At 42.1% G+C, this 16,874-nt stretch carries 15 protein-coding genes; 8 read left to right on the top strand and 7 right to left on the bottom strand.

All coding sequences use genetic code 11. The features are described from left to right. Positions 1-185: 185 nt before the first annotated feature. Positions 186-722, bottom strand: a complete 537-nt coding sequence (locus tag AAEY78_RS07145) for a hypothetical protein (RefSeq protein WP_352338514.1) — start codon at positions 720-722, stop codon at positions 186-188. Between the two features lie 292 nt (positions 723-1,014). Between AAEY78_RS07145 and AAEY78_RS07140 the strand changes: the two genes are divergently transcribed. Then, the gene (locus AAEY78_RS07140) at positions 1,015-1,542 is read left to right on the top strand and encodes a DUF2799 domain-containing protein (RefSeq protein WP_352338512.1); all 528 of its coding nucleotides are present in this window, start codon (positions 1,015-1,017) and stop codon (positions 1,540-1,542) included. 304 nt (positions 1,543-1,846) lie between these two features. Here the strand turns inward: AAEY78_RS07140 and AAEY78_RS07135 are convergent, their stop codons facing one another. The 3 genes from AAEY78_RS07135 to AAEY78_RS07125 all read right to left on the bottom strand — a co-directional run bounded on the left by AAEY78_RS07135 (position 1,847) and on the right by AAEY78_RS07125 (position 4,258). Next, complete coding sequence (locus tag AAEY78_RS07135; protein ID WP_352338510.1) at positions 1,847-2,248, bottom strand: ExbD/TolR family protein; 402 nt, start codon at positions 2,246-2,248, stop codon at positions 1,847-1,849. A gap of 51 nt (positions 2,249-2,299) precedes the next feature. Further along, the gene (locus AAEY78_RS07130; protein ID WP_502943703.1) at positions 2,300-3,034 is read right to left on the bottom strand and encodes a MotA/TolQ/ExbB proton channel family protein; all 735 of its coding nucleotides are present in this window, start codon (positions 3,032-3,034) and stop codon (positions 2,300-2,302) included. 87 nt (positions 3,035-3,121) lie between these two features. After that, a complete protein-coding gene (locus AAEY78_RS07125) occupies positions 3,122-4,258 on the bottom strand; it encodes a TonB family protein (protein ID WP_352338508.1) in 1,137 nt (378 codons plus the stop codon). 447 nt (positions 4,259-4,705) lie between these two features. Between AAEY78_RS07125 and AAEY78_RS07120 the strand changes: the two genes are divergently transcribed. From AAEY78_RS07120 to AAEY78_RS07105, 4 genes are all read left to right on the top strand, one after another. Beyond that, entirely contained in the window at positions 4,706-5,755 is a 1,050-nt protein-coding gene (locus AAEY78_RS07120) for a siderophore ABC transporter substrate-binding protein (protein WP_352338507.1), read from the top strand. Between the two features lie 79 nt (positions 5,756-5,834). After that, positions 5,835-6,971, top strand: a complete 1,137-nt coding sequence (locus AAEY78_RS07115; RefSeq protein ID WP_352338505.1) for an ABC transporter permease — start codon at positions 5,835-5,837, stop codon at positions 6,969-6,971. 77 nt (positions 6,972-7,048) lie between these two features. Continuing rightward, on the top strand, positions 7,049-8,113 hold the full coding sequence (locus tag AAEY78_RS07110) for an iron chelate uptake ABC transporter family permease subunit (RefSeq protein WP_352338503.1): 1,065 nt from the start codon (positions 7,049-7,051) through the stop codon (positions 8,111-8,113). A gap of 43 nt (positions 8,114-8,156) precedes the next feature. Continuing rightward, positions 8,157-8,927, top strand: a complete 771-nt coding sequence (locus AAEY78_RS07105) for an iron ABC transporter ATP-binding protein (protein ID WP_352338502.1) — start codon at positions 8,157-8,159, stop codon at positions 8,925-8,927. Positions 8,928-8,949: 22 nt separating this feature from the next. On the opposite strand, the gene AAEY78_RS07100 is transcribed toward AAEY78_RS07105, so the two are convergent. Both AAEY78_RS07100 and AAEY78_RS07095 read right to left on the bottom strand, forming a co-directional pair. Then, the gene (locus tag AAEY78_RS07100) at positions 8,950-10,188 is read right to left on the bottom strand and encodes a PepSY-associated TM helix domain-containing protein (protein WP_502943701.1); all 1,239 of its coding nucleotides are present in this window, start codon (positions 10,186-10,188) and stop codon (positions 8,950-8,952) included. A 236-nt stretch (positions 10,189-10,424) separates the two neighbouring features. Next, positions 10,425-12,476 carry a TonB-dependent receptor domain-containing protein gene (locus AAEY78_RS07095; protein ID WP_352338499.1) on the bottom strand — a complete coding sequence of 684 codons (2,052 nt, stop codon included), beginning with the start codon at positions 12,474-12,476 and terminating at the stop codon, positions 10,425-10,427. Positions 12,477-13,154: 678 nt separating this feature from the next. Between AAEY78_RS07095 and AAEY78_RS07090 the strand changes: the two genes are divergently transcribed. Then, positions 13,155-14,558 (top strand): uracil-xanthine permease family protein, encoded by a 1,404-nt coding sequence (locus tag AAEY78_RS07090; RefSeq protein ID WP_352338498.1) that lies wholly within the window; start codon positions 13,155-13,157, stop codon positions 14,556-14,558. A gap of 191 nt (positions 14,559-14,749) precedes the next feature. Here the strand turns inward: AAEY78_RS07090 and AAEY78_RS07085 are convergent, their stop codons facing one another. Beyond that, entirely contained in the window at positions 14,750-15,424 is a 675-nt protein-coding gene (locus AAEY78_RS07085) for a TetR/AcrR family transcriptional regulator (RefSeq protein ID WP_352338497.1), read from the bottom strand. A 377-nt stretch (positions 15,425-15,801) separates the two neighbouring features. Between AAEY78_RS07085 and uraD the strand changes: the two genes are divergently transcribed. Beyond that, entirely contained in the window at positions 15,802-16,323 is a 522-nt protein-coding gene (uraD, locus tag AAEY78_RS07080; RefSeq protein ID WP_352338496.1) for a 2-oxo-4-hydroxy-4-carboxy-5-ureidoimidazoline decarboxylase, read from the top strand. Between the two features lie 143 nt (positions 16,324-16,466). Further along, the gene (gene uraH / locus AAEY78_RS07075) at positions 16,467-16,835 is read left to right on the top strand and encodes a hydroxyisourate hydrolase (RefSeq protein ID WP_352338495.1); all 369 of its coding nucleotides are present in this window, start codon (positions 16,467-16,469) and stop codon (positions 16,833-16,835) included. Positions 16,836-16,874: the final 39 nt, after the last annotated feature.

The raw sequence follows: 16,874 nt of genomic DNA, 5'->3' as shown, positions 1-16,874 counted from the left end.
TTAGATACCAAGGAGCCTATATAAGACGTATACATGCACATTAAAATAACTACCAAAAACTATCTTTTATTAAGCATTTTATTATTGATACCATTGCTATCATGAGTAGAACTATTAGTAGTAAAAGAATCATTAGCGCTACTGATATTAGGACTTCCACTGTTAGCATGACTGCGTGAACTTGCCTACATTTGCAGCGCCCATTGCTCTAACTGTGCTTTTAGTACCAATAAATCTGGCTCAATCTCAAACGATTTATAATTAGGATTGGTCGCTGGACGCACATAGGCGATATCCTCCCAATAAATCACAATGCTATTGGCTTTAATCAATAGCGCTTTGACAAATGGTTCAATCGATGGCGGTAATGCCAGCGGTACTTTATCCAAATAAAAGCTTGCAGGCGCGTTCTGATTGCTAGTGATTTGATTGCTGTCCTTGTCACTGACATCTGGACGCCATTGTCCCTCGATTGCCTGATAACGACTGTGCGGCATCTGCACATTATCCAGCACCAAGCCGTATTGCCCCAGCATACCGCGACCGTATTCATTGTCACGACCTCTAACCCAATCAGGACAAGCCACCAGCTTTGGATTGAGTCCCAGCCGACGCGCCGTCATGCGTAGCCTGTCCAAGCGCTGGTCGATACCGCTCGGTTTGAGCGCCATCATACTCCCAAATACAAATAGTACAATGGCAATGGCAATCCATAATCCCATGACAATATAGCCTTTTTACTGAAGAGTTTACTAACAGAGTGGTTCACGACGGCTAGCGTCTAGTCGGTCGTATCAACAAGACTTAAATAGGTATATACCTTTATAAATCAAGGTAGGTAGTTTAATGATCATATATATATCCACTTAAACCCTTAACTCAGTATTAATAATTTAACCTGCAATATCAACTGTTTAAGCGTATTTAAGTTAAATTCAATAACAAGATATCAAATGTTACTGATTATAAAAAATGCTATGATAAACCATAATTTTAAACGCGCGCAGGTTTATTATGACTAATATTATAAAAACACCGCATCTGCCTTTGTTATCTATCTTTAAACCTCTGACCGTACTCTTACTAATGGGTGCGGCGCTATTGGTATTATCAGGGTGTGCCACAACTCAAAGCCTAACTCCGCAGCAGTGCCAAGCCAGCAATTGGCAAGAAGTGGGTTATGTCGACGGGCTGCGGGGTCGCTCAGGAGATTACTTTGGTCACTATATTAATAGCTGTGCCAGTGTCGTTGGGGCAATGCCCAATCGTATCGTTTGGGAGCAAGGTCGCCAGCAAGGGCTCAAAAAATATTGCACCGAATTAAATGCTTATAAGCTGGGTCGCGAAGGTTATGACTGGCAACCTGTTTGCCCCTTAAGCGGTATTAAAAAGTTAGAAGAGGCCTATTCACAAGGGCGCTATTATTATATCCGTCAACGTGACCTCGATAACTTACGTTCGCCCTATTATTCACCATCGCCGTTTGGTTATGGTTCTGGACGCTTTGGCTATCCTTATCGCCCCTTAGGCTATGGCTGGTAGTGATAATTTTTAGCTACAGCTTTATTAGCTTCATTATAAAGCTCAGCTTATTTTTGTGCAGTATTTCAGTGGATACTTTGCAGGAGTTTAATACCGTATAAAAAAGAAAACCTCGCAGTGCTATTTCTGCGAGGTTTGAGGTAAGACTTATTATTGTCGTTGTTCTTATTATTATTCTGCTTATTTTCTTACTTATTGCTGGCATTATTTATATTGCCCAGTTACTTATCTGACCAAGTTATGTGACCAAGTTATGTGACCAAAATAACGATGCCTGCTTGTTTAGCTTATTCTTTATTAATGCTTATTCATTCACAAAGGCAATTTTACTCAATCCTGCTTGGCTTGCCGATGCTAAAACTTGCGCGACGGTGTCATATTTACTGTCTTTATCCGCACGCAATTGAATGGCAGGGTCTTTGCCTGTAGCGCTTTGCTGTTGTAGGCGCGCGTCCAACTCTTCTATGCTAATAGGGTCGCTATCCCAAAAGATTCCAGCATCTTTATCAATGCTGATTTGAATCACTTCTGGAGGTTGCTCATTGATGACTGCACTGGTCTTGGGTAAATCGAGCGGCACCGTGGGATTCAGCACGGTAGCGGTCAATAAAAAGATAATCATCAATACCAGCATGACATCAATCAGCGGAATGAGGTTCATCTCATTCATACCTTGGACGTCATCATCTCCTAACTGAAATGCCATAGCGCTCTCAATAATATTCTTAATCGTGTGTCATTGGTTTTAATAGCTTTACTAGGGTAAAGTTACTGACTTAGGATATTCAGTACTTTCATTATTAGTTGGCTGTTTAGTCGCACTGGTCGCTGCCATATTTTTTGCTACTTGTGATTTAAGCGCGGGTGTATGTTCACCTGCTGCTGATTGATTACTGCTAAGCTGGGCAGATTGTGCCAATAGTTCATGAGCGCGATCGTTAGCTTGATACAACACACGACGGTTAATACGCACGGCAAGGTTATAAAACACCACCGCTGGAATCGCAACTGCAATGCCAAGCCCTGTCATAATCAGCGCCTCACCTACTGGTCCTGCCACTTGACCCAGTCCAGCTTGACCACTGACGCCAATATTATGCAGCGCGTGAAAAATCCCCCATACCGTACCAAATAAGCCGATAAATGGCGCAATAGCAGCAGTTGTCCCTAAAATAGGCAAACCGCGCTCGCTGTTATAACGATAACGTCCGATATGTTGTAGTAGGGCTTGCTCTGTAACCAAGCGGCGTCCTGTTGCATCAAGCTCTGACATTGCCTGGCTTTTATTTTGCAGCTGCTGGCTTAAGTCGTCAGCAACTTGCATGGTCATTTTTCGACTTTGAATCACCCGAAGGATACCGGTCACCCAAGAGAGGACTGAAAGTGCCAAGAGTATAAAAAATAGGCTTTTGGTCACCATATCGCTGTATTGCCAATAGCTCATAAAGTCCATAGCAGACTCCTCAATAGATAATAAATGGTGTAATGACATAAACCCGCTGCGACTTGCGCTGTTGACTTTATGATGACACGATAAATAATGGATTTTTATAATTAGTGTTGTAGGAATGCAAACTTATCAAGGAACAGCATAACTAACGGGCAGCGTGACATTCCCTACCACCGGTACGCCATTGTTCATAAAAGGTCTAAATTTGCCCGAACGTACTTGACGCAGTGCTTCTCTGTCTAATATGGCGTTGCCAGAAGATTGAGCCAAACTGACGCTATCAATTCCGCCTTGCTTATTTACCCGCAGCAGCAATACAAGATTAAAGGTATCGCCTGAGCTTGCACTACGTGAGGCACGATCAGGAAAGCTAAAGTTTGGCTTTGATGACCAATTGGCATTGCTGGCACTAAAATTCATGGGAGTATTACTGGCGGCTTCTGCCTTTGTTTTTGCTTCTACGTCCGCTTTTGACTTTTCTCTCGCCACTGTTTTTTCTCTTGCCTCTGTCTCTACTCGTGCCTTGGCTTTAGCATCTGCTTTTGCTTTCGCTTCTTGATCGGCTGCTGCACGTTTGGCTGCTTGGACATTTTCTTGTGCTGCTTTTTCGGCGGCTTGTTGCGTATCACGTATTGCTGCTTGTTCAGCTGCCCGCTTTGCTTGCTTAATGACTTCTATCTGACGCTGTTGTTCTGCTAATGTCTGCGCTGCGCTATTATCAATAATCGGACGGTCTTCTTTTTCTACTCGCGTTTCAGTCACCACTTTATCTTCAATAATATGTTTTGGTTGTAGTGTTATAACTGGTTCAGGCTCAGTAGTGGCTATCTCAGCTTTTTCTATTTTAATGTCTTCTATATGAGTAGCCGATTCTGGTGGCAGCTCTTTTGTGATTGGCTTAGCTTCTGGTGTGATTTTAGGTTCGGGCGGCAGCGCTGGCTTCTCTACCCGCTTTTCTTCTGACTTTTTAGGCTCATTTTTTGGAATAGGTTTATTGATTGGTTTTTTGTCAATCACTGGTTTTGTTGGCTCAACTGGAACTGGCTCAACTGTTATTTCTTGCTCAATAAGTTCAGGCTTAAGTGTAGCAATAGGCAGATTCACCATCTGAATTTCAATAGGCGGTATGTCCTGCTCTTTAATCACAGGTGTTGATGGTGTCATCGTCACTAGCGCCATTGCCGCAAGTACATGTAACCCAACTACAGCACTGAGTGCTATGAGTGTCAGATTGCGTGGTGCTGTCTTAAAATCCGTTGAACCCATAACACCCTAATTATTGACCAAATTCAAAGTGGCATAATAGTAATACAAACGATAATTATTATCAATAAAATAATTTACTGATTATTGGCTTTAATGAATCTCGCTATTATCTATGTTTATTTTATTGTCGGACGGCTTATTAGTTATAGGTTTAACTGTTATTTAATCCTCAATAGTTACCTTTATTTGTATTATAAAATCCGTATTGTTAATAACAATCGTTATCATTATCATTGATAAAACGCTTATTTTCCTATATGATTATCTGAGTTTATTGCTTCTATACCATTACATCCTTTAGGTAAATTAATAATAAACGCCATAATTTAATACCTGAGCAGTGTTTTAGCCTTCTATATAGAGCGCTAAACAGGCTCTTTTTCTTTTTATACGTCACCAGTGTGTTAAATACGTACTGGTAACTATTTGTCTACTACCGAGTGTTTTATGTTTACCAATAGCTTCGCGACCCTTTCTGCAAACGCTGTAATTTTTAAGCGTCCTTTATTAACCACAATGACCGCAGTGTTGCTTGCCAGCATTAGTGTGGCGGGCTGTTCACCTGCACAGGATTCTGCACAGGATGATACAAAAAAGCAAAATAAAACGGCAGATGCGACATCAAATGTGGCTAATAATGATGCCGTATCGGTAACGAGCATTGATATAGATACGGTTAAAGGTAAGGTGAGCTTGCCGATTAATCCGGCGCCGATTGTGGTCTATGACATGACCTTATTGCAGGATTTGGCAGCGCTGAATGTGGCTGTCGATGGTAAGCCAAGTGGTCTACATTTAAATAATTTACAAGCAAAAACTCAGCCCGACCCCAAAGAAGTCGGCACGGTATTTGAGCCAGACCTTGAAGCCCTAAACGCCATGCAACCGCAAGCTATTTTAATTGGCTCGCGTATGGCAGAGAAATATAATGCGCTCTCTAGCATCGCTCCGACGCTCGATATGAGTATTGATACTGCCAATATCTATGAATCTAGCAAACAGCGCCTGCATGATTTGGGCGCGCTATTTGGCAAAAGTGATGAAGCGTTAAAGCTGCAGCAAGATATCGACGGTCTTATTGATGAAACCAAATCTTTAACCAAAAATAAAGGTAATGGTTTGGTCGTCATGGTCAACGGCAATAAACTGTCCGTCTATGGTGATAAGTCGCGCTTTGGCTTTGTGCATACCGTCCTTGGTGTGCCAATGGTGGATAGCAAGATTGAAGATGCCAAGCATGGTCAGCCAGTATCCTTTGAATACCTGCAAAAAACCAATCCTGATTGGCTGTTTGTGATTGACCGTAGCGCTGCTATCGGTGAAGAAAGCGCAGGTGCAAAAGTCGTCTTGGACAATCCATTAGTCGCCCAAACCACCGCTTGGAAAAAATCTCAGGTGGTCTATTTAAGCCCAGATTCTTATTTAGCATTTGGCGGTTATTATCAATGGATGCAAGATTTGACCGCGATTAAAACAGCATTTAGCCAAGCGAAGTAATTTTTTATTCGTTGAAAAATAGACGTAAGTGATCATTCTTGCGTCTACCCTTTTCGCCAGCCATAAGTTAGCAGCCGTTATGTCGTTATTTTCTAATCACGCCACTAATATTGATAACATTAATAATGATAAAGTTAATAGTGCTCAATCCATATCTTCTGCACCATCATCTTCTTCACCATCACGATGGCAGCAAAAGGTAAATGGGCATTTAAACTCTAAATCACGCCATGCCAAAATACCACCTTGGTTCATCAATACCGCAAGCTTTGTTGTCATGGGGCTTTTGGTGCTATTAAGTTTATCGATTGGCGTTGCTGACTTTTCGTGGTCAGGGATTTTTCATAGTCTTATCACTCATAGCACCAATTCTGACAGCTCATTAATGTTGGTTAGTCGCTTACCACGAACGCTTGCCATCATTTTAACCGGTATTGCCATGGCGGTAGCTGGGATGATTATTCAAGTCGTACTCAAAAACCGCTTCGTTGAACCGTCCATGGTAGGCGCGACTCAAAGCGCTGCCCTTGGCTTATTGGTAGTCAGTCTCTTCTTTCCGGCAAGCGCCTTGATAATAAAGATGAGTGTGGCAACCATTGCAGCGGTGTTTGGCATGATGCTGTTTATGCTGCTTATTCATCGTATTCCACCGACTGATTTTTTGATGATTCCGCTGATTGGCATTGTATTTGGCGGCATTATTGATGCTATTACCACCTTTATTGCTTATCAAACGGAAACGTTACAGATGCTGAGCGTTTGGCAATTTGGCGACTTCTCAAGTGTGTTAGCAGGGCGCTATGAGCTGCTATGGTTGACCGGTGGGCTGTGTGTTATTGCTTATATTATTGCCGATAAGCTGACTATCATTGGTTTGGGCGATAATATTGCCTTGAACTTGGGTATCAGTAAGCGTCATGTGACATGGATTGGCGTTAGCATGGTCGCCATGATGAGTGCGGTGGTCGTGGTCACGGTTGGGGTGATTCCATTTATTGGTTTGGTCGTGCCGAATATCGTCAGTCGTATTATGGGTGATAAGCTTAGACGCAGCTTGCCAGCGGTCGCCTTGCTTGGTGCATCAGCAGTATTGCTTTGCGATATTATCGGGCGCTCTATTCGCTATCCGTTCGAGATTCCGGTAGCGACCGTCTTCGGTGTGGTCGGTACGGTAGTGTTTTTATGGCTATTATTACGTGCGCCTGCTGAATCCTAAGCGAGCGCCATCGCTTAAGTTGTTTTTGTCTAAACGGTTACTGTTTTATTTGCCATTCTCTTTTATAAGATTAGCATATGTTTTTACCTTCTGCCTCGTCTAGTCAAACGACCGATTCTACTATTAATAGTACTGCTAAGAGTACTGCCGGCAGCCTGAGCCCATTAGCAAGATTCTGGGCACGGCTATGGTTATTAATAAGTCAACATCCTAAGTCCGTCGCTACACTTGTTTTATTAATCTCTACCATTTTATTTTTAACCGTTAATGTCCATGGTCATTGGGATTTTGCACTGCCATTACGCGGTAAAAAATTGCTGGCGCTGATGGTAGTCGGTTATGCCATTGGCGTCTCTACCCTTCTCTTTCAAACTTTAACGCACAATCCTATTTTAACGCCATCGTTATTAGGCTTTGACTCGCTTTATGTGTTGTTGCAAAGCGTATTGGTATTCTTTTTGGGTGCGATTAGCTTTACCAGTCTTAATCCGATTGCTAAATTTTCACTTGAAATTGTCTTAATGTTTGGTGCGTCGTTGCTGCTGTTTAAATTACTATTTTCCAAAAGCAGTCAGGATTTAACGCGGCTGATATTGGTAGGGGTAATTTTTGGGGTGTTGTTTCGCAGCTTATCGGCATTGATTGCGCGGCTGATTAATCCGGATGATTTTGTAGTGGTGCAATCGGCAAGTTACGCGCAATTTAATACCGTCAATCCGCAACTTTTAGGTATTAGCCTGTTTATTTGTGTGATAAGTGCGCTATTTATTTGGCGATGGCGTTATCAATGTGATGTGCTCATGTTGGGTAAGGCGCAAGCGATTAATCTCGGTATTCATTATCAGCGCTTGGCATTTGGATTATTAACCGTCATCGCGGTCTTGGTAGCGACAGCTACGGCATTAGTCGGTCCAGTGACCTTTTTTGGTTTATTGGTCTGTGCTTTGACCAACCGCATGGCGCGTCATATGTATCATAGCGAACGCTTAATATTGGTTAGCTTGGTAGCGATGATTTGTTTGGTGTTAGGGCAGACGCTATTCGAGCAAGTATTAGGAATGGCTGGCGTGTTATCGGTCGTTATTGAACTGGCAGGTGGCTTGGTATTTTTAGCGTTGATATTTATGAGCCAACGCCGTTAAGACTTAGAATTTATTACACATTTAGAGAACAATAAGAATAATTATGATAAAAATAAATGGCGTATCGCATCATATTGGCAAACAGCAGATTTTGCATGATATTAATTTGTCGCTGCCACCTTCACAAGTCATCGCCTTAATTGGTCCCAACGGTGCGGGTAAATCGACATTATTTTCGGTGATGGCACGTTTGCAACCGTTACAAAGCGGACAAGTGAGTTTTGGTGCAGGTAATGAGGAACGTGATATCGTCAGCTGTGATGCGCGAACGCTTGCGACGACGGTAGCCATGCTCAGTCAAGACAATCAAGTGCAAGGTAGGCTGCGGGTACATGAATTGCTAATGTTTGGGCGCTATCCTTATCATCAAGGACGCCCAACGGCCAACGATCAGCAAAAGGTTATAGAGATTATCGAACGCTTTGAGCTACAACCGTTAGCCGAGCGTTTTTTATCTGCGCTCTCTGGTGGACAGCGTCAACGGGTGCTGATTGCGATGATTGTTTGCCAAGATACGCCCTATTTATTGCTCGATGAGCCGCTAAATAATCTCGATATGTATCATTCTGGGCGCTTGATGCGTGAGCTACGAGAGTTAAGTCACACTCAGCAAAAAACCGTGGTCATTGTCCTGCACGATATCAATCAAGCCGCGCAGTTTGCTGATACCGTAGTGACAATGAAAGACGGTCAAGTGCAAGCCATTGGTCGTCCGGTTGATGTCATTACCCAAGAGACGATGAAGGAACTATACAACGTTGATGTGACTGTACTCAACCATCAAGGTCGTCCGGTGATTATCGATACAGTTTAATTTTGATAAATTCACATTTAAACTATCTCAGCTTGCGCAAGTATTTTAAGCGTTGCTGCCGACCTTTCCACCATAAATACACGCCCGTACCAGACAAAACGGCAACCGCTAAACCAACCAATGCTAAGAAGATTTGATACGCCAGATGACCTGCGCCTTGACTGATATGTCCCATGTGCAAGGTAGATAACCACTGGTCGACTTTATTACCAAATGACGCATTTTGATAAGCAAAATTCACGCGCTCGACACTGCCATCTCCTGCATTGACGGTAATTGATGATGCACCACCTTTTTTTCCGATATCCTTGTTGGTTTTAAAGCGCATCTGCCATTGCTGGTCTTCCTCAACCCAGCGAATACCTAATAACTGCTGCACAGTTAAGCCGTTTTGTTGCGCGACAATATTTGCCTGCTTACTAAGATACTCAATACTATTGGCTTTATTAACAACATCAGCTGTACTTGTTTCGTTGCTAACTGATACGCCATATTTTTTTGCTTCATTTAATTTATATGCTTTGCCGTTGTTGCCTGCTTTATCGTCAAGCCCGACCACCGCTTGCATCACTGGCTTATACACTTGCTGCAAATTAAAACCCACACTTGACCAAGCAATCACGAATAGCATCAGCCACAACCATAAGCCAAAGGCATGATGCACATCATAATTGAGCTTAAAGGTATTGGTTTTACGGCGGATTTTCCATGCGGGTAGCCAACGTTTTAATAAAGACGCTCGTTTTTTAGCAGGCTCTTGGCGCGATACCTGATTCTTTTTGACCGATCTTGGAAAGGTTAAATAAAAACCAATAAAACAATTCATCGTCCACACCAATGTAATAATACCTAGTACCAGCCTGCCGATATCATCAAGCAACAGTTCACGATGCAACCAAAACACTTTCCACATGGTATTGCGCCATGCCCACTCGTCTTTATCGCGCGCGCCAATAATATCCGCCGTATAAGGGTTGATATAAACCTCTTGGAATAAGGGCGCAGGGTCAATCTTTACATCGTCTTTATATTTATCAACTGTAAAGACGACGGCGCGGTCAGGCTCAATTGCCAAGGGCATGGTTGTAAAACCATATTCTGGATAATGGCTAATTATTTTGTCATGCAGGGTAGCAATGGATAATGGCGGTGTCTGCGCTGGCTCAACAACCGCCAAACGCTGATTAAATACTGCGTCTAGCTCATCGTGAAATGCTAATAGTGCGCCAGTAATACCCGCCATAATTAAAAAAGCAGCCATCACAAGTCCAGTATAACGGTGAATCCATAGGCAAATTTGGCGTGGATTAAATGATATCATTGATTATTATTCTTTATAAGTTTAGGAGTTAAGTATTAGGTTGGCGCTGAATGCTTTTACTTTTATAACGCATAAAACGGTTTAAAAAAGAGGTTTTGATATTAAAAAAAGCCAGCTCTCCTCTATAGAAAGCTGGCTTTTCTAACACTCATTTTTTACGCATGATCAGTATAAATTTAGAACTGATAGGTTAATGACGCTTTGATATTACGACCTTTTTCAAAGTCAGTGGCAACATCATCAATCGGATTTAGACGAGATGAATGGCTAGCATAGGCTTCATCAAAAATATTATAAACACCGACCGTCGCTTTTAGTCCTTCAACTTGTTTTGGTGAGTAGTTCATAAAGACATCATGGACGTTATAGCTTGGTTTTTTAATATCATTTGCGGCAGTATTTGGCATCACTGACGCGACATACGTACTGCGCCAGCCGATATCTGTGGTCTCTGTTGGGCTATAAGCCAGATTGACCATATACTTATCGCCTGATTCTGAGCTGCTTCCGGTCACTGAGGGAATGCTGTAGCCTGTGTTTTCACCTTTGCTACGTGCGCGCGAATAGCTTAACCCCATACTGAAATCATTCATTTTATAATCAGCAGCAAGCTCGACACCTTTGATTTTATAATCTTCATCTTTATTTACCGCGCCTTGACAAGTGCCAACTGGCTGTCCGTTTCCACAGTTTAAGCCCGGTCTTGTACCACCTGATCTCACAAATTCGATATAGTTTTCGATATCGGTTTCGAAGTATTTACCGCTTAGTTGCAGTACATCACCCGCTACCGTAAGGTCACGCAAGGTCTTGACGATACCTACTTCAGCATTAGACCCCTCTTCTGCTTTTAAGTCATTATTAACATAGGTGTTGTCACCGCCTGAATTAAAAATTGCTTGGCTTAAATCAGGACCATTAAATAACTGCGTGTAGCTGGCAAATACTTGCGTTAATGGTGCAATCTCATAGCTTGCGGCAAGTGCGCCGACGACATTATCATACGTTTTGCCACCAGCGATAAACTCAGGCGACTTATAACGGTCATAACGCACACCAGGTGTTAAAGTGAGCTTGCCATTTTTCCATTGGTCTTCTAGATACACAGAGGTATTTGTTGCTTCATCTGAGCCTTTTTTGATGAAATCGCGTTCCATCTCAGACTCTTTCTTGTAATGCTCAACACCTGATATCAGTTTGTGCGTACCGATGTTGGTATCGATAACACTGGTATTTTGTATTTTTGCACCGGTCGTTTTAACTTGAGCGTCAAAATCAAAACCTGGTTTTGTCAGATACTCAGAATCGCGCAAAATACGGGTTTTGGTCTGATACACATTGGTATCTATATCAATCAGTGGATTGCTAGGATTGAATTTATAATCAATACCATAAGTATCGCGCTTCACCTGTTGCGGAATTGGCGCATCATTACGGCTAGGAAAGTCTGGACGGAATGGGAAAATACCTTTCTTTTCAGTACGGCTAAAGCTTGCACCAATATGATGATCATTAGCAATATAAGCACCTGCTTTTAATAAGATATTTTCACTTTTACTGTCTTCAAATAACTCACGACCATTGCCGTCCTCACCAGAATTGGTATCACGCTTGCCATAATAAGCCAATAAATCAATATTATCGGTTGGCGCTGCAAACACCGTGGCTGAGGTTAGCAGCTCATCATTATTGCTGGCATAACCTGCGTGTAATTTCGCACCGATTTTTTGACCCGGTTTTAGCAAATCAGCCGCATCAACGGTTTTAAAAGCCACGGCACCGCCTAACGCATCATTGCCTAGTGTCACTGAGTTATTACCGACCGCAACATCCGCTTGCTTGAGCAAGTCAGGATCGAGGGTCAAATCACCCATATGATAAAAAAGTTTACCCTCTTGACGCGCACCGTCAATGGTTACTTTTAGATTGCTGTCTTCAAGACCACGAATACGAATACGTTGATTGACCGCTGAGGTACCGCCTACCGTGACTCCGGGTACGACATTTAAAAAGTCGCTCAAATGGCTGGCTTGCTGCGCTGGCGTATAATCCTCTATGTAAACAGAACCTTCTTGCGCTTTTTGTCGCGCAGAACTGTTAGCCGTTACCGTAATGGTCTGCAATGAGGTACTGGGCGTTACTTCTGCACTTGCTAACTGTGCGCACATCACTGCCGCTATCCCTACGGATAAAACCGTTAATTGACTAGAAAATTTCGCTCCACGCATAACCGACTCACTTTATTTGATTGTAAAAATCCAAGGATTCTGCATTCTATTATCTGTTGTATGCTGAAACTGAGGCGATATAGCACAGACGCTGCATGTGGCTCTGTTCTTGCCCAGCCCAGTTATTATCAATCCGTATTCTTAAGCGTACATAACTGTTAAATACAAACGGTATTGCGAATACAAATGATAATAGTTTGCATTAAAAAAAGAAGCATAATAACGAATTGAATATAATTTAGCAATATTGTTACGCAAGAAAATTGCATTTTGTATGAAATACAAATAAATAATCTGCGGATAAGCTATAACGCTCACTTTGAAGGCAACCATTCAGACTCATAAATAGACAGGTATGAATAATAGCGCAGCGCCACTTTATTCTACTTTTTAGCAAAATTTTCAAAAACCTTGTTATCTCACCTTTGTTTTCTTGCCAATTTCTTATACTCTTAATAATCATTTGACTAATTAGTCAGGTTTTAAGAAGCAATGCATGGTAAATTACAACATACTATTTTTATCCCTGTATTTTTATCACCATGCCCCCTGAAAATCATAATGAAACACTCATTTGGGTAATGAGATAAATTTTACGATATAGATAGTGCTGTATGGCGTTTGTTTTGAGTTATCCATTAAGACCAAATTGAACAGTGACTTAACAAGGAAGTTATGATGAGTGAAGAAACTCGAGGAAATCCAGATTTGCTGTACGGTTTGCATGACCGTCCTGCTCCTGCAAAAGCATTTCTAGGCGCAGTACAGCACGTACTTGCCGCTTTTGTTGGTATTATTACGCCCTCCTTAATCATTGGCGGTGCCTTAGGTTTGGGCGAGCATATCCCCTACCTTATCAGTATGTCGCTGATGGTATCAGGGGTTGCCACCTTTATTCAAACACGTAAAGTCGGTCCAGTAGGCTCAGGCTTAATGGCGCTACAAGGTACCAGCTTTGGCTTTTTAGCGGCGGTACTAGCGGCAGGTTTTGTGGTCAAAAATAGAGGCGGTAGTCCAGAGGAGATTCTCTCCGTTATCTTTGGGGTCTCTTTCCTTGGTGCCTTTGTTGAGATTTTCTTAAGTCAATTTATCACCAGACTTAAGTCATTAATGAGCCCTATCGTGACCGGTTGCGTTATCGTCACCATTGGTTTGTCATTAACCAAAGTAGGTCTGACCGACTTGGCAGGCGGAGTGGGCGCTGAAGATTTTGGTAGTATGCAAAATCTACTACTGGGCGGCGGGGTACTGGTTAGTGTGGTGCTGATTAGTATGGTGAGTCATAAAGTGATTCGCTCCAGCGCCATTTTTATTGGTCTGATGCTAGGCTTGATTGCCGCCACGTTTATGGGGCGTATTGATTTCTCATTAGTGGCAAACGCAACTGTATTTACCGTACCTGTTCCTTTTAAGTTCGGCTTTGGTTTTGATTGGCAAGCCTTTATTCCTATTGCCTTTATGTATATTATCACCAGTATCGAAACCTCAGGCGATTTAACCGCCACTTCAATGATTTCAGGCGAGCCGATTAAAGGACCTGTTTATGAGAAGCGTATTAAAGGCGGCGTATTGGGTGACGGTGTCAACTCGTTGATTGCAGCAGTATTTAATACTTTCCCAGTAACGACATTTAGCCAAAATAATGGCGTGATTCAAATGACCGGCATCGCTAGTCGTTATGTGGGATTCTATGTGGCAGCAATCTTATTTACCATGGGGATGTTTCCAATTCTTGGCGCTATCTTTACCCAATTGCCAAAACCTGTGGTTGGCGGTGTAACCTTGCTCATGTTTGCAACGGTAGCAACAGCTGGTATCCGCATTTTATCAACAGTCGACTTTACGCATCGTAATATCTTAATCATCGCTACCTCTTTAGGTTTGGCGATGGGTGTTGCTTTTGTCCCTGATGTATTCGCTCAGACTCCACAGTTTTTCCGCAATATTTTTGGCTCAGCGGTCACTGTATCAGGTATCATCGCTATTACGCTTGATATGATATTGCCCAAAAATTATGGCAGTGAATATGATACGACAGAACAGTCAGATGATGACGTGGATTTACTTAAAAAAGCATCATAATAATCTTTAACTTTGATACAGCGTAGTTCAGCGCTCAGAAAATGCTTGAAGAGAAGCTGGTCTGTTACGCTAAAAAATTTACCGCCTTCGTTATCTAGATGACAAGGCGGTAAATTTTTTAGCAGCTAGGCGCTTTATAAACGAGACATTATTTTTGCATATAACTATGATGGCAAATGGGCTTATTACCCTTAATCAATGCCACAACCGCGCAAGATAAATGGGACTAAAAATTCAGCCGCGCGCGACTCATCTTCGTGATCGTATGCTTTTTTACCCATTAATCCGATGATTTCCGTTTCAAATTCAGCATAACGCTGGGTAGTTGCCCAAATCAAAATTAATAATTGTAATGGGTCAGCGACCGAAATTTTGCCTTGCTGATGCCACTGCTTCATAACTTGTACTTTATCGAGCGCCCAGTCATGCATGATGGTCGACATAAAATCATGCAAATGCGGCGCACCACTGATGACTTCAACAGCAAACAGTTTATGGCGATTGGGATGAGCAAAGGCTTGATGCAGCTTGGTACGAACGAACTTTTCAATGACAGTTTTGGGGTCGCTATCGACCGTCATGGTCACCAAGCCCTCGTTCCACTCTTGAATAATCGAGCGTAGCACCACTTTATATAGATTTTTCTTATTTTTAAAATAGTAATGTATGTTGGCTTTTGGCAAACCAGCACGATCAGCGATACCTTGCATGGTCGCACCTTGGTAGCTTTTGAGGACAAACTCCTCTTCAGCTGCCGTCAAAATCAGCGCCTGATTACGTGCCCGAATATCTTGCTGACTGCGATGAGAAGGCGCGTCCGATGCACCTGTATTATTTTTCTGATTATGTTGAGTCATAATGGTCATAACTTAGGCCATACGGCAATTTTGATAAAAAAAACGCTATCTTCCGGTTATCATTAAGGATAAATGCCACATTTTAGGGAAGATAACACCACAAAGAGAAATATTTTTCATAAAATAGTTGACCATTTGGTCAGGTTTTAGCACAATAGACAATATAAACCAATTACGTTTTAATTAGTATCATTTTAATAGCCGATTCCTATCGTTTATTACAAATTTAACTTACTTATGTCTAATTTTTTAAAAAAAGATATAAGTATAGCGTAATATTGGTTTGCCCTATTGAGCGATGTCACTCAAGTTGTATAAAGGGATTGTTATATCATCGTTGCCTGTTAGACTATCGGGCTTCACTATTACAAGAAAAGGATGTCATCATGAGTTTCACCCTGTCAGAATTTAACAACCTTTCTCAAGAAGATGCCACAGCAAAACTGTTAACCTGCTGCACTAGCAGCAACTGGGCACAGAAACTTGCCAGTGCTCGTCCTTTTGCTGATATTGATGCCATGCTTGCTGCCAGCGATACTGTTTGGAACGACGTACAAGCCAGCGAAGCCAATTTAATTGAAGCCTTTGACGGTCATCCACAAATCGGTAACGTTGACTCGCTAAAAGAAAAATATCGCAATACGCAAGACAGCGCAGCACATGAGCAATCAGGCGCTGCTGAAGCTGAAGACCAAGTGCTTGAAGCACTGGCTCAAGGCAATCAAGACTATCTTGATAAATTTGGTTTTATCTTTATCGTTTTTGCAACGGGTAAAAGCGCTCAGCAAATGCTTGATCTATTATTGGCGCGTCTACCAAATGACCGTACCACTGAGCTTGCAAATGCATCCGCTGAGCAAAATAAAATCACGCGCTTACGTATTCAAAAGCTATTCGGTCTTGCTTAAGCTATTTGGTCTCTCTTAAATAGTTATTAGAAATTAAGTCCTATCTATATGTTTTAGTTAAATAATTTATCTAAAACATATATAAAAACTATTTAGTAATTTGTATCACCCTAACGGAATTTCACTTATAATAAGGAAGCATTATGTCAGCCACCCTTTCATCACATATCCTAGACACTCATTTAGGCAAACCTGCTGCTGATATCGCAGTTACTTTACATCGCGTTTCAGACACTGGCGAAGCTACTCTACTTGCTAATGGCACTACCAATAACGATGGTCGTGTAACGCCAGATGGCTGGAAGTTTGATGCTGCTGTTGATAGCGCTGAGTGCAACTTAAACAATGGTCGTTATACTTTGACCTTTGATACTCAATCCTATTTTGACGCGCAAAAACTAACCGCGTTTTATCCACAAGTTGTGATCGACTTTGTGGTAAGCGATGCGACTCATTACCATGTACCGTTATTACTTAGCGCACACGGCTATGGCACTTATCGCGGTTCGTAAGTCACTTTTAAGTCATGCCGCCTATCTGGTGCATTTACT

The organism is Psychrobacter sp. 16-MNA-CIBAN-0192 (assembly GCF_040309565.1).
GTDB lineage: Bacteria > Pseudomonadota > Gammaproteobacteria > Pseudomonadales > Moraxellaceae > Psychrobacter.
This window is presented reverse-complemented; position numbering and strand designations above follow the sequence as displayed.

Coding starts and splice junctions, on each gene's coding strand:
- AAEY78_RS07090 (WP_352338498.1), top strand. CDS start 13,155: ATGAGTGAAGAAACTCGAGGAAATCCAGATTTGCTGTACGGTTTGCAT.
- AAEY78_RS07125 (WP_352338508.1), bottom strand. CDS start 4,258: ATGGGTTCAACGGATTTTAAGACAGCACCACGCAATCTGACACTCATA.
- AAEY78_RS07085 (WP_352338497.1), bottom strand. CDS start 15,424: ATGACCATTATGACTCAACATAATCAGAAAAATAATACAGGTGCATCG.
- uraD (WP_352338496.1), top strand. CDS start 15,802: ATGAGTTTCACCCTGTCAGAATTTAACAACCTTTCTCAAGAAGATGCC.
- AAEY78_RS07120 (WP_352338507.1), top strand. CDS start 4,706: ATGTTTACCAATAGCTTCGCGACCCTTTCTGCAAACGCTGTAATTTTT.
- AAEY78_RS07145 (WP_352338514.1), bottom strand. CDS start 722: ATGGGATTATGGATTGCCATTGCCATTGTACTATTTGTATTTGGGAGT.
- AAEY78_RS07140 (WP_352338512.1), top strand. CDS start 1,015: ATGACTAATATTATAAAAACACCGCATCTGCCTTTGTTATCTATCTTT.
- AAEY78_RS07095 (WP_352338499.1), bottom strand. CDS start 12,476: ATGCGTGGAGCGAAATTTTCTAGTCAATTAACGGTTTTATCCGTAGGG.
- AAEY78_RS07110 (WP_352338503.1), top strand. CDS start 7,049: ATGTTTTTACCTTCTGCCTCGTCTAGTCAAACGACCGATTCTACTATT.
- AAEY78_RS07100 (WP_502943701.1), bottom strand. CDS start 10,188: ATGGCTGCTTTTTTAATTATGGCGGGTATTACTGGCGCACTATTAGCA.
- AAEY78_RS07130 (WP_502943703.1), bottom strand. CDS start 3,034: ATGTCATTACACCATTTATTATCTATTGAGGAGTCTGCTATGGACTTT.
- AAEY78_RS07105 (WP_352338502.1), top strand. CDS start 8,157: ATGATAAAAATAAATGGCGTATCGCATCATATTGGCAAACAGCAGATT.
- AAEY78_RS07135 (WP_352338510.1), bottom strand. CDS start 2,248: ATGGCATTTCAGTTAGGAGATGATGACGTCCAAGGTATGAATGAGATG.
- AAEY78_RS07115 (WP_352338505.1), top strand. CDS start 5,835: ATGTCGTTATTTTCTAATCACGCCACTAATATTGATAACATTAATAAT.
- uraH (WP_352338495.1), top strand. CDS start 16,467: ATGTCAGCCACCCTTTCATCACATATCCTAGACACTCATTTAGGCAAA.